The organism is Paenibacillus sp. GM1FR (genome assembly GCF_002803315.1).
In the GTDB taxonomy this organism is placed as follows: domain Bacteria; phylum Bacillota; class Bacilli; order Paenibacillales; family Paenibacillaceae; genus Paenibacillus; species Paenibacillus amylolyticus.
The window spans coordinates 88181-101125 of the sequence record NZ_MKZL01000066.1 but is presented as its reverse complement, the minus strand read 5'-3'; the positions used below and the strand labels follow the sequence as shown (position 1 = coordinate 101125).

The window sequence follows — 12945 nt, the reverse complement described above, 5'->3', positions numbered from 1 at the left end:
ATGTCCTTATCTCAATCCTTTATCATTGGTCAGTATGTCCACAGAAACTCCATCATTCACCGGCTTGATCCAAGAGCTAAACTCGTCATCGCGTTCCTGTTCATGTTGTCTGTCATGCTGTTGAACTCATGGCTTTCATACGTATTGTCTGCGGTGTTTGTGGTGTGTGTAGTCACTATATCGCAAATACCACCCTCCTATATTGTTAGAGGATTGAAACCTGTTTGGCTAATAGTCATTGTCACATCTGTGTTTCACATTTTTCTGACACAAGGGGGGCAGTTATGGCTTGAAGCGGGAGTGTTTTCGATCTACGAGGAGGGTGTCATTAAAGCAGGTAATATAGCCATTCGCATCATTCTTCTTCTCGTCATGGCTTCATTGTTGACACTTACGACAAAGCTGGGTGATCTCGCACAGGCTATTGAAGATCTGTTGAAGCCTGCCAAGCGGTTGGGTGTTCCTACACAGGAATTTGCGTTGATGATCTCGTGGACGATCCGCTTTATTCCAATCCTTTTGAATGAAACCGACAACGTGATGAAGGCACAGCGGGCAAGAGGTGTTCGTTTTAATTCCGGTAATATCGTTCGTCGTCTGCAAAGTTTTATCCCAATTGTAGTCCCTATCCTTCTGTTAGCATTCCAGAAAGCCGAAAGCGCTTCACTGGCCGTTGAGGCACGCGGATATAGCCCTGGCATGAATCGAACGCAACTGAGAACGTTAGCTTTCAAAAAGCTCGACTATCAAGTGCTGATCATATCTATTTTTTGTTTCGCACTTTTGTTGGCATTACGAAAGTGAGGTAAGCTATGAGGATTTACCCGACAAATCTACATGAATATCACAGACTCATTTCAGTATCTAAAGGTGATCAGCCTGCGACAATGTGGTTTAGACAGGCATCTTACTTGAACGTATACACAGGGGAAGTTGAACAAGCGAATATCTATCTGTCCGGAAGTCGTATTGCCTACGTTGGAGCCAAGGAACTACCCACTTCAGACCAGACCCAGGTCATTGAATTGGAGAAAGATCATGTTGTTGTTCCAGGATATATTGAACCTCATGCACACCCATGCCAAATGTACAATCCTTATACATGGGGAGAAGCTCTGTTACAGAAGGGTACGGTCTTGTCCATTAATGATAATCTGTCTTTGTTAACGTTTCTAGGAACTGAAGCTTTGTCATTCATTGAGAAGCTGGAGGAGACAAGTCACCATATGTTCCTATGGTGGTGTAACATTGACCGTCCTGATCGAGCTGATCCAATGACTATGGACAAGTGGCTACAACATAACCTTGTGATACAGAGCGGGGAACTGACCGAATGGCCCAAACTGCTGGCGAACGACGAAGTATTGGTAGAGCAACTTTATCTAACGAAGGCTCATCATGGGATGAGGGCGGAAGGACATTTGCCGGGCGTATCTTATGAAAAAATAAGTACTATGGCTGCAGCGGGCATCACAGCTGACCACGAAGCTCTCCATGCCGAAGATGTACTTAGACGATTAAAAGCGGGGCTATACGCCTCTCTTCGATACTCATCTATTCGTCCTGATTTGCCACACCTCCTTAAAGGGATGAAAGGTGATTCCCGGTTCAATATGAACCGAATGATGCTTACCAGCGATGGCCCGTCACCAAACTATGTGGAGAGGACGAGCTGTGCCAGCATGATCAAGATCTGTATGGAGACGGGAATATCTGTAGCGGATGCCTATCGTCTTGCTACCTTAAATCCGGCAGTATATTACGGTCTGGATGAAGACTTAGGCGGGATTGCACCAGGCAGACTGGCTTGTTTGAACGTCTTAACCTCCATAAATGAACCTGATCCACTGCATGTCCTGCAACGAGGTGAGTGGGTGGTCCAAAATCAAAGGCGAGTAGTAGAGCCAGATGAAGCAGAGATACACACTTGGTTGCGCTCCACTTTTCCGTCTCGTCGAACGATCGGTAACCTGAGGCTGGACCAGATGGAAACTCGAACCGACATCGGTATTGAATTGGTGAACGATGTCATCACCCAATCGTACCATTTTGATCCCCGAGCGGAATTGGAAACGGATGAGAACTGGATGACATTACTGGATGTTAACGGAAGTTGGGTGATTAACACCCGAATCAAAGGTTTAGCGTGTGGGATCAAGGCATTAGCAAGTACTTACAACGCTTCGAACGATACACTTTTACTTGGGCGATCTCTGTCTGTCATGCGCGAAGCATCTCAGGAGTTGGAAGTTCGCGGGGAAGGAATATTAGTATATTTCGTGGATGGGGAGCAACTGTACATTCCTCTTCCTCTCAGTGGAGCTATGAGCTTGGAGAGCGTGGCATCAATCGGCGCTAGTGTGGATCATTTCAATGAGAAAATGCGTGTCCACGGTTACCGATTTGGTGATCCTCTGTATTCTCTTTTATTTCTGACAGCTTCACATTTGCCGCATATTCGTGTATCGGACAAAGGGTTGTATCTGGTTAAAACAGGTGAGATAGTGCTCCCGGCTACCCCCTTAGTTAATACAGTAAGGAAGGTGAAATGATGTTACTGGCTGATGCGATACGCATGCATGCTTCCCAGAATCCTGAGAAAACTGCCATCTTTGATGATGCCCGGCAGATTTCGTACGCCGAGCTATACCATGGAATAAAGCTGGCAGCAAATACAATTCTGGCTACTGAGGAAGATTTCGAAGCCGATGAACTTCCTCTTGTCGGCCTGCTGATGAACAATAGTGCCGTGATGATCGAATACTTTCTTGCAGCCACCAAAATTGGAATGTGTGCTGCTGTATTTGATCCCAAGTGGAGCGATGCAAATCTGACGGAGGTTATTAATGAATGTGAACCTCGTGTGCTTGTCATAGATGTGGAGTTCAAAGCCAGAATACCTCATATTCCATCGTCAACAAGGGTGATTACTGTGGATACAGGTGAACCTCATTCTCTCAGAAGGGAAGAAGCCGAACCACAGCGATCCTCAACTGAAGATAGCCTGTTCTACATGGGATATACCTCCGGGACGACCGGACGACCGAAAGGCTATCTCCGTTCTCAGCGTTCATGGATCGAGAGCTTTGCATATGCGCGTGAAACATTCGTGCATGATGCAGGAGACCATGTATTGGCGCCGGGTTCTTTGGTCTATTCACTTACGTTATATGCGTGCATTCAAACGTTGTATATTGGCGGGACATTCCATCTAACAAGCAAATTCCGAGCGGAATACGTATTGGAGACGTTAGCAACACATGCGGTTACACATCTTTATCTTGTACCTACGATGTTTGAAGCACTCTACAAAGCGTTCATGGCTTCTGATTCAGTTATTGCGCTGCCATCTGTCAGATCTCTCATTACGTCAGGTGATAAATGGTCACCAGAATCAAAACGGAAGGTGAAAGAGGTATTTGAAAATGCAGGTTTGTATGAATTTTATGGTGCCTCCGAGCTAAGCTTTGTCACAGTACTTGATCCGGAAGGAAATCGGTATAAGCCTGATTCAATCGGTAAACCGTTTGCCGGTGTGCAGGTATCCATTCGTGAAGCGGATAGTACGGAAGTAACCGAAGGCGCAGTAGGACAATTGTTTGTGAAGAGCCCGATGATCTTTACCGGATATTATGGTTCCGAGGAAGAAACCAGCCAAGTTGTACATGGTGAATGGGCAACTGTGGGAGACCTTGCAACACGAGATTCCGAAGGTTATTTATATCTGGTTGGTCGAAAGAAAAACATGATTATTAGCGGAGGGCTTAATATATATCCGGAGGAAATCGAGAAGCTGTTGTTAACATTGGAAGGTATTGAGGAGGTCATCGTTGTAGGTGTACCCGATGTATACTGGGGCCAAAAGGTGAGCGCACTTATCAAGCTCAGAATGGGTAGCGAGGTTAGTGATGATGAGATTGTATCATTGTGCCGTCGTGAGCTTGCTACCTACAAGTGTCCAAAGGAAATTATACGGGTGGATGCCTTCCCCTATACAACGAGTGGAAAGATTTCGCGAACAAAACTGAACGAGTTACTGAAAATAAAGATATGAACAATATGTTGATTCCTGTTATTCTTTCCGCGAAGCGAACTGCAATCGGCAAATACGGGGGGATGTTTAAGGAGACACCGCCGGAGATACTGGCTGCAGAAGTCATTCAGGCCATTTTAAGCGAAATTCCCATCCCTCCCGGTGACATTGATGATGTTCTATTGGGGAATGCAGTAGGCGGGGGAGGTAACATCGCCAGGTTATCCGCGTTACAAGCCAAACTCCCAGTAGAGGTCCCTGGCGTGACGATTGATCGTCAATGCGGATCTGGTCTTGAAGCCATTCATTTAGCAGCGAGGCTGATTCAATCAGGTGCCGGGGAAGTGTATCTGGCTGGTGGTGTCGAAAGCACAAGTCGTGCACCCTGGAGATTGGAGAAACCCTTGTCTCTGTACGGGAGTGTAGTACCTCAAGTAATCACTCGCACACGATTCTCTCCGGAATGGATCGGAGATCCGGATATGGGGAAGGCGGCTAACAACGTTGCTAAGAAGTACGGTGTGACTCGAATGGACCAGGACGAATATGCGCTTTCCAGTCATAGGAAAGCGATTGCTTCAATACAAAGCGGGCGTTTCGACAACGAAATCGTTCCATTGTCTATCCCGGAGGGTAAGCAACTTAGAATCATTCATACAGACGAATGTCCTCGGGCGAATACAACACTTACGATGCTTGCAGCATTGCCATCTGTTTTCGAACAGGATGGTACAGTGACGGCTGGTAATGCATGTCCATTGAATGATGGAGCCGCTATCGTTTTAATCATGTCAATGGGAAAAGCATTATCGTTAGGACTTACACCACTAATGAAATTTATCGACAGTGTGGCAGTGGGCGTTGACCCGAACTACTTGGGTATCGGTCCGGTTCCTGCCGTTACCAAGTTGCTCAGCCGAAATCGCTTGGCAATGGAAGACATTGATCTTGTGGAATTCAATGAAGCGTTCGCTTCACAAGTTCTGGCCTCTTTAAGAGAACTGCATATTTCAACTCACATTGTTAATGTGGGGGGCGGGGCACTGGCGCTTGGACACCCGTTCGGTGCATCGGGAGCCATCCTGGTTACACGCCTATTCAACGAGATGAGGCATATAAAGGGGGCTCGGGGAATCACAACACTGGGTATTGGTGGCGGGATCGGGCTTGCATCATTGTGGGAGAAGTGCGAATAGGAGGAAACAGCCTTTGTTGTTAGAGGGACAGGTAGCAGTCATTACGGGTTCCAGCCGCGGAATTGGGCGTGCAACCGCAATACGTATGGCACAAGAAGGAGCCAAGATAGTTGTCAACGGTGTACAAGAAGGTGGGGTATGGGACGTTGTTCAGTTGATTCGGAATCAGGGAGGGACCGCTATTGGGGTCGTTGAATCCGTCGCAAGCATGGCCGGTGGTGAACGCATCATATCGGAGGGTCTTCGCGAATTCGGCAAAGTTGATATCCTGGTGAACAACGCCGGAGTTGTTCACGATAAGATGGCCCATAAAATGAGTGAAACCGAGTGGGATCTTGTATTGAATTCGCATCTTAAGGGAGCCTTTGCTTGTATCCGGTCCGCTCTGCCGGGCATGAGGGAACGAAGGGAAGGCAGCATTATTAATATGATCTCCGTGGCGGGCTTGACCGGAATGATCGGACAATTAAATTATAGTGCTGCCAAAGCCGGATTGATAGGCATGACGTGGACACTTTCGCTGGAACTTGAATCTTATGGCATTAATGTGAATGCAGTTTCTCCCGCAGCGCGTACTGACATGACAATGCCCTATATCGAACGGGCGAAGCAGACCGCTGAAATGAAAGGTGAGTCGTTTCCCGAGTACTGGAAAGTAGGTTCAACGGAAGATGTGGCCGAATTGATACTTTCCTTATGTCTGCCGCGTTGCCGTAGGGTTACCGGTCAGATATTCTCTGTTAATGGTGGAAAGATCGGTGTGTGGTCCCCTCCAGAGCACCGTATAGTTGCCACCCAATCCAGTAGGGAGAACGGTTGGGAAGCAGGCGAACTCTTTGAGCAAGTGTTGTCAGCCTACGTGAAAGTGTAGAACTATTTCCGAAATATACGAATTGATGGAGGAAATTTCGTTGAAGAAAAAACGCATTTTTATTGGGATGATGGCCGGGATGGGGAGAGTGAATCGTTGTCTTCCCATAGCACTAAAGTTACGAGAGATGGGACATGAGGTGGCGTTCACAATCTGGGGAAATGCCGGGGTCGCGATGGAACAGATGGGTTTTACCTATATTCCGATTCCAGTTATTCCTGCTCCCAAGGGACAGGTTTTCCACCCAAACTTCAAGGATATGAATCACTTTTTGTCCATGATGGGTTACTCGGACCCTGTTTACATGCGAAATGAGCTTGAAGCTCGTCTGCGGGTAACCATCGGTTTTAAACCGGACCTTGTTATTTCCGATTCGAGTGTCCCCGCAGCGTTCATTGCCTGTAAGCTGGACATTCCTCTCGTTTCTATGAATCAGTCCAGCACACTTCCAGGTGGTCTTCCTTTTACAACGAATTATGGATTATATGGAGACATACCAGATGTCACGAATGTGTTGAACGGAGCGTTGGTTGAGTATGGTCTGCCTGAAACGGACAACCTTCTCACATTTCTGGCGGGTAATCTTGCCCTTCTTCCGAGCATACCGGATTTTGATCCGGTACAGATCGGGAAGCTGCCCGTTCCAATTGAATATATCGGTCCCGTGGTATGGAGAGATACAAATGAGACAGGAATGCCTGCGAACTGGTTGAAGAAATCAGACAACGACAGGAGGCCACGTGTATTTGTGTACACAAGTCGTCTCGTGGAATGGGGTGTGGAGAGTGGTGGTCATATTTTCAGGGAAGCCGTTAGAGCACTCGGTAACACTTCGACGGAGCTTTTGATTGCTACTGGTTTTAATCCATTGGAAGGGGACAGCGTGGAAGTTCCCCCTAATGTACACTTCACCTCATATGTATCGGGAGTTATGGCAGCCGAGCATAGCGATGTCATGATTCACCATGGCGGACATGGAAGTTGCATGACGACGATCTTAACAGGCACGCCGTCGTTGGTCATTCCGACCTGGGCAGAACGTGAGTTTAACGCCAAGCAGTTACAGGACGTTGGCGGTGGAAGAGTAATGTCCCCAGATGAGGTTACGGGATCCGCTCTAGCTGAGACCGTTAACGCGATGATGACTAATGGAGACATGGATAAGGCTGTGGCGCTGAAGGAAAACGTCTGTACTTCGCAGTACGGAGGAGCCGGGCGTGCAGCTGAACTCATTCGTCGTTTGTTGTAAAGAGGGGGCGAGGTTCTATTGAAAAGTCTTTTGGTTGTCCTGAGAAGTCCGGCCTTACTTTTATTATCCGTATGTATTTTTTTTATTGGTTTGGGATACGGATTAACGCTACCATTCATGCCATTATTCGGAGTAGAACGGGCTGGAATGAGCCCCTTATCATTAGGGATCTTTATGGCGTGTGGATCGTTAAGCGGCATTATCATTAGTACGCTGTTTAGTCGATTGTCCGATAAAAAGCCTGTGCGCAAGTGGATCATTGTTGGATCATGTGTATCTGCTTCTGTAGGCTATGTATTCTATGCAAATACGGACAGTTACATTGTGTTAATGCTGGTTTCCTGTACTTTCATGGCCTTGTCATTCTCGGCCTTTCCGCAATTATTTGCTCTTGCGAGAGAAGTAGTCGAGAGGGAGGCGAGTGAAGATGTCACCGTTGTTATGGCTGTATTGCGAGCTCTGGTGTCTCTGGCCTGGATTCTTGGTCCTGTAATGGCGTCTTTTATAATCTACCAGTTCTCGTACACAGGCCTGTTTCTGGTTGTTTCGTTGATGTACATGCTCGTTGCCGTATTTGTACTGATGATTCGAGCAGACGAGATTCGGGAACCGGGGGGCGGAACGGAATTATCATCTGACTCAGTACGTAGCTTCAAGCGCCTGCTGATGGCACCGCAGATTGTATTTTCATTACTTGCTTTCATGGCATTTGAGTTGGCTAATACGATGGGGGGCATTGTAACTCCTTTATATGTTACGCAAGAGTTGCAAGGCGGGAAGTTGGACGTTGGCATGATCTCGGGAGTTAACGCAGCCTTGCAGGTTCCCACCATGATCATTTTGGGAATACTGGCCAAAAGGTTTGGTAGTATCACAGTTATGAAATGCGCGGGATTGTTTGGAGTCGCCTATTTTTCACTATTTTGGTTTACCCAATCGGGATGGCAGATCATTGCTATCCAGATATTCAGTGCCATTTTTATCGCGATTGTACTTGGAGTTGGAATGACTTTTTTTCAGGATTTGGTTCCTAAAATGACAGGTACGGCCACAACGTTGTACAACAATGCAAACATCATTGGTTCCATGGGTGGTGGATTACTAGCCGGAGCAGTCGGAAATTATTTTGGTTTTAAAATAGTGATTGCCTGTTCGGCAGCACTTGCCTTCCTGGGATTTGTACTATTATTGGTGCCAAACGCAAATAAAAAGGTAGTCCGGCATGTGGGAGGAGATACGTATGAAAGCTAGTGTAATTATTCTATCGCATAATCAGAAAGAAGTGATTCAGGCCTGTTTGTCTTCCTTATCGAGACAGCGTTTGTGTGAAGGCGATCAATACGAAGTTGTAGTTATCGATAACGGGTCTATAGACGGCACGGGCGAGATGATCGGCAGGCTTACGTATGATTTTCCTATACGATATAATTACATTCCTTCTACGGAGCAATCAAGTCGGGCAGCGGCACGAAACAAGGGGATTACTATCTCGAATGGAGATGTGATCGTGTTCCTTGACGGAGATCAACTCGCCGGACCGGACTTTATCTATGAGCATTTGAGAGTGCACAAGCTAGCCGAGGGGAAACTTGTCATAGGGTTTCGAAGATATTTGGGTGAAGAGAGCATCGATATAACGTCGTTAAATCCGGGATGGGTGCATGCTGCTATTACATCATCAGAAGCAGATGAACGATTTCAGCTCATGGAACGTTTTTCGGAAAATGGAAGCGTATTCCGTACAGCGTGGCATCTGTCTTTCAGCTGCAATTTCTCGGTAAACAGAGAAGTACTGATCCGATCGGGTATGTTTGACGAAGGGTTCAAGGGATGGGGGTTGGAAGACAGTGAGCTTGGCTATCGTCTGCAACAGGCTGGAGGAACGTTCGTATTGAACAAAAAAGCGTTAACCTTCCATATCTTTCACCCTTCCGAGTTTGATGAGAATCGTTATGATGGTTGGAAAACAAATCTGGATTATTTCCTCGAATGTCATCCGATGTTTGAAGTACAGGCGCAAAACATCTTAAAGGAATTTTTTGACCCAGAGATTAGAAAATCATGGTGGGATTGTTATATTCGCTTTGAGAAGGTTGTAAGAGCACATCAGGGTTACGAGGGGGATCGATTACCTGTCAGCATCATTGTTGTCTATGCCGAGGGCCCAGAACTGATCCAGACCATTTCGGCAGAAGCTGCCCATAGAGAAGTGTTGGTTATAGATAAGACACCATCATCGGACCTGGATATCTTGTGCCAATGTATTAACGAGAAATTTGATGTTTTGTATTACAAGCATCCTTCGGAAGATCAGTTAATTGACTTGTACCATCAGTATGCAGTCAGGGGAATTGTGAAACATGAAATTTTCAAGTGATTATGGATCAGCTGTTCTGGCCCCAAATGATGACATTTTATACGGGAGGTTGACATGAATTTTGAATTGACAGAGCAACAGAAGCAGATTCAATCCGCCGCACGCCATTTTGTGGACGAGCTACTGATTCCGTTGGAACCTGAATTATTGCGTAACGAGCGTGAGGGAAGACCCGGAATCGAACTTAGACAGATTAGAGAGCTTCAACAAAAGGCGAAAACACAGGGCCTATGGGGTATTGAGACACCAGAAGAGTATGGGGGAGCAAATCTTGGGACGGTCACTAGTGCACTCCTGAAAATGGAGCTAGGACGCACATGTATTCCGTTTGTCTTCGGGGGGGAAGCGGACAATATTCTGTACCTTTGCAACAGCAAGACACAACAGAACAAGTATTTGCTTCCCGTTATTGCGGGCGAGAGACAGTCCTGTTTTGCAATAACGGAGCGTTCGGCAGGTTCCGATGCAAGTCGAATTCAGATGAGTGCTGAGCGTGTAGCGGATGGTTGGGTACTCAATGGAGAGAAAGTATTTATCACAAACGGAAACGAGGCGGATTTTGCAATTGTTTTTGCAATGACTGATGTCCAGGCAGAGCCGGGCAAAGGGATCACTTGCTTTCTGGTGGACCGGGACATGGGGTGGACGTCAGAGCCGATTCCTACGATGGGTGGGGATAAAAGTCCTTCTGTACTTACGTTTAACCAAGTGTTCGTGCCAAACGGAAATGTGCTCGGTGAAGAGGGGCAGGGGTTAACAACAGCGATGCAGTGGATCAGTCGAGGGCGTTGGGTGATTCCGGCTATTGCTGTGGGTGCATCTGGCAGGCTGATCCATATGGCCATTGATTACGTTAAAGAAAGGTCGACATTTGGAGAGCAGTTGGCAAGTCGGCAGAGCATCCAATGGATGATTGCCGACTCTGCGGTTGAGCTGGAGGCTCTGAAATGGCTGGTATTATATACTGCTTGGAGGGTGGATCAGGGGCTGGATGCAAGACATCATGCAACGATGTCCAAGTTGTACGGTGCAGGTAGAGCAAACGATATTGTGGATCGGGTCCTTCAGATTTTTGGTGGAATCGGATATTCGAAGGACTTGCCGATCGAGCGTTGGTATCGGGAAATGCGAGTATGGAGAATCTTCGAGGGCACAGACGAGATTCAACGCATGATTATTTCCCGCAATCTGCTTAAGGGTCATGTCCGAATTGGAGAGTGGGATTAACGGGCCGTGTAACGAACGGATCCTTCATAGGCTAGCAAGTTAGAAGGAACACCCGCTCGATGTTCAATATAGACTGTGATACTGCATGCCAGATGGGAGAGGTTATCCGTGTTGATGACACTCACGAGGACACGGACGACGTCCCCTTCCATCACGGGTGAGCGAAATCGGTATTTTATATCGCATAGAATCCAGTTATCCAACCCCAGCATTTGTAGTCGGTTTCCAATCATGCCACCGATAAGCATACCTTGTGCAATTCGGCGAGGTGCACCTGCTTCATGTGCTTTGAGAACATCCAGATGAATTGGGTTGTTATCGCTCGATGCGGCTGCATAGGCGATGAGCATAGAACTGGTTATGGTTCCAAGACAAGCGTCGAACAGGAGTTCACCAGATGAGAGACGGTGTTTCCCATCCCATTGATAATAAATCTCCGAGGGATATTGCGGATACACAGGCTCGAGTTCGGAGTACGAAGGCTGCAACGCTGGAGAGTCTATAAGTATTAATGTGGTGTTAGCAACGAGTAAGGGTTGTTTCATGACGTTCGTAACCTTCATTGTACAATCAAGGAGCTGGATCTTCCCCAAAGATCCAGTTGTTTCGCGTACGTTTGCAAGTTCAATCCTGTAAAATAAAGCTGCATCATACTTCAATTTACGTTCGTATGTAAACGATTGTTGGCCATGGATCATAATTTTCCCAGGAAGCTCCATCCAGGGTAAGTGTGTCTGTTGCCACCATATCATCGGAAAGGTGAGAGGAATGGATCTTGCGTCGGGACGAAATTCTTCTGGAAAGCCTTGTGTGAACTGGACAATCTGATCTGTGGTAATAACCATTTTCTTGGGAGGAGTAGGTACTCCGATCCATGATTGGTAATCCATAACTTGCATCTCTCCTTTGACTGACCATGTCTTGTATTATATCGAAGGCAGTTAGAATCATAAATGTTTTATCACATAAATTACTTTTTCGAAAATAAAGGTACACAAAAGATACATAATGAACTAAAATGAACTTATATGAACATTATCAAACTCAATCCCAACTAATTTAAATGACGAAAGGAATGGATTAATAATGGAAAATCGTTATGCTGCACATCCCAATGAAGTGAAAACGTATGATACATCTCGCCTGCGTGAGGAATTTTTGATGGAGCAACTGTTTGCAACCGATGAATTGGTAACGGTGTATTCTCATGTGGATCGTTATATTGTGGGAACGGCTGTACCTGAGAGCAAGGACATTACCCTTGAAGTGAACCTGAAAGATATCGGAACGAACTTTTTCCTGGAGCGTCGTGAAATCGGTATCATTAATGTCGGTGGTCACGGAACAGTGACAGCGGACGGACAAGGTTATGAGATTGGAGCGAAGGAATGTCTCTACATCGGTAGAGGTGTGAAGGAAGTTGTGTTCACAAGCAGTGACAAGGCTCAACCTGCCCAATTCTATTTTGTATCCACACCGGCTCATCACACCTATCCAACAGTTAAAGCAACGCAAGAACAAGCTCAGCCAAATCATCTGGGCAGCATCGAAACATCCAATGAGCGTACGATCTATCGTTACATTCACCAAGGAGAAGGCGGAATTCAGAGTTGTCAGTTGGTGATGGGCATTACCGAACTCAACAAGGGTAACATGTGGAACACGATGCCTGCACATACCCATAACCGCCGTTCCGAAGTATACTTGTACTGGAACTTGCCTGAAGACGGTGTTGTATTCCATATGATGGGTGAGCCAAACGAAACACGTCATCTGGTTGTACGTGATCGCCAGGCGATCATTTCCCCAAGCTGGTCTATTCACAGTGGTGTGGGTACAAGCAATTACACCTTCTGTTGGGCGATGGCTGGTGAGAACCAGACGTTCGAAGATATGGACGGCGTAGCGATGAAAGACCTGAAATAATAAATTACAGATGTCTGAGTTAAATTGACAGGGTAGACACTAGAACACTCACTCATTTGACTCAGG

11 protein-coding genes are annotated in these 12945 nt (G+C 46.6%); 10 read left to right on the top strand and 1 reads right to left on the bottom strand.

The genetic code is table 11. The features are described from left to right. From PAEAM_RS29785 to PAEAM_RS29745, 9 genes are all read left to right on the top strand, one after another. Complete coding sequence (locus PAEAM_RS29785; RefSeq protein ID WP_036668053.1) at positions 1 to 804, top strand: energy-coupling factor transporter transmembrane component T family protein; 804 nt, start codon at positions 1 to 3, stop codon at positions 802 to 804. 83 nt (positions 805 to 887) lie between these two features. Beyond that, entirely contained in the window at positions 888 to 2552 is a 1665-nt protein-coding gene (locus PAEAM_RS29780) for an adenine deaminase C-terminal domain-containing protein (RefSeq protein WP_165790104.1), read from the top strand. Then, complete coding sequence (locus tag PAEAM_RS29775; protein WP_100529844.1) at positions 2549 to 4054, top strand: AMP-binding protein; 1506 nt, start codon at positions 2549 to 2551, stop codon at positions 4052 to 4054. The genes PAEAM_RS29780 and PAEAM_RS29775 overlap by 4 nt, the downstream gene beginning before the upstream one ends. Further along, positions 4051 to 5229: a thiolase family protein gene (locus PAEAM_RS29770; RefSeq protein WP_481856149.1), complete on the top strand. Its 1179-nt coding sequence runs from the start codon at positions 4051 to 4053 to the stop codon at positions 5227 to 5229. Before PAEAM_RS29775 ends, PAEAM_RS29770 begins: the two co-directional genes overlap by 4 nt. Positions 5230 to 5242: 13 nt before the next feature. Then, complete coding sequence (locus tag PAEAM_RS29765; protein ID WP_165790103.1) at positions 5243 to 6100, top strand: SDR family NAD(P)-dependent oxidoreductase; 858 nt, start codon at positions 5243 to 5245, stop codon at positions 6098 to 6100. Between the two features lie 40 nt (positions 6101 to 6140). Beyond that, complete coding sequence (locus tag PAEAM_RS29760) at positions 6141 to 7349, top strand: glycosyltransferase (RefSeq protein WP_036668050.1); 1209 nt, start codon at positions 6141 to 6143, stop codon at positions 7347 to 7349. An 18-nt stretch (positions 7350 to 7367) separates the two neighbouring features. Beyond that, on the top strand, positions 7368 to 8600 hold the full coding sequence (locus PAEAM_RS29755; protein ID WP_100529841.1) for a sugar efflux transporter: 1233 nt from the start codon (positions 7368 to 7370) through the stop codon (positions 8598 to 8600). Then, the gene (locus PAEAM_RS29750) at positions 8590 to 9726 is read left to right on the top strand and encodes a glycosyltransferase family 2 protein (protein WP_165790102.1); all 1137 of its coding nucleotides are present in this window, start codon (positions 8590 to 8592) and stop codon (positions 9724 to 9726) included. Before PAEAM_RS29755 ends, PAEAM_RS29750 begins: the two co-directional genes overlap by 11 nt. Positions 9727 to 9780: 54 nt before the next feature. Beyond that, the gene (locus PAEAM_RS29745) at positions 9781 to 10953 is read left to right on the top strand and encodes an acyl-CoA dehydrogenase family protein (RefSeq protein ID WP_100529839.1); all 1173 of its coding nucleotides are present in this window, start codon (positions 9781 to 9783) and stop codon (positions 10951 to 10953) included. Here PAEAM_RS29745 and PAEAM_RS29740 read toward each other — a convergent pair. Next, the gene (locus tag PAEAM_RS29740; RefSeq protein ID WP_165790101.1) at positions 10950 to 11843 is read right to left on the bottom strand and encodes a MaoC family dehydratase; all 894 of its coding nucleotides are present in this window, start codon (positions 11841 to 11843) and stop codon (positions 10950 to 10952) included. The two genes, PAEAM_RS29745 and PAEAM_RS29740, sit on opposite strands and share 4 nt — an antisense overlap. A 196-nt stretch (positions 11844 to 12039) precedes the next feature. On the opposite strand from PAEAM_RS29740, the gene kduI reads away from it, so the two are divergent. After that, positions 12040 to 12879, top strand: a complete 840-nt coding sequence (kduI, locus tag PAEAM_RS29735) for a 5-dehydro-4-deoxy-D-glucuronate isomerase (RefSeq protein ID WP_036668043.1) — start codon at positions 12040 to 12042, stop codon at positions 12877 to 12879. Positions 12880 to 12945: the final 66 nt, after the last annotated feature.

Bases quoted from the DNA above. Each gene is read 5' to 3' on its own strand.
- PAEAM_RS29785 (WP_036668053.1), top strand. From the start codon at position 1: ATGTCCTTATCTCAATCCTTTATCATTGGTCAGTATGTCCACAGAAAC.
- PAEAM_RS29780 (WP_165790104.1), top strand. From the start codon at position 888: ATGTGGTTTAGACAGGCATCTTACTTGAACGTATACACAGGGGAAGTT.
- PAEAM_RS29775 (WP_100529844.1), top strand. From the start codon at position 2,549: ATGATGTTACTGGCTGATGCGATACGCATGCATGCTTCCCAGAATCCT.
- PAEAM_RS29770 (WP_481856149.1), top strand. From the start codon at position 4,051: ATGAACAATATGTTGATTCCTGTTATTCTTTCCGCGAAGCGAACTGCA.
- PAEAM_RS29750 (WP_165790102.1), top strand. From the start codon at position 8,590: ATGAAAGCTAGTGTAATTATTCTATCGCATAATCAGAAAGAAGTGATT.
- PAEAM_RS29745 (WP_100529839.1), top strand. From the start codon at position 9,781: ATGAATTTTGAATTGACAGAGCAACAGAAGCAGATTCAATCCGCCGCA.
- PAEAM_RS29740 (WP_165790101.1), bottom strand. From the start codon at position 11,843: ATGGATTACCAATCATGGATCGGAGTACCTACTCCTCCCAAGAAAATG.
- kduI (WP_036668043.1), top strand. From the start codon at position 12,040: ATGGAAAATCGTTATGCTGCACATCCCAATGAAGTGAAAACGTATGAT.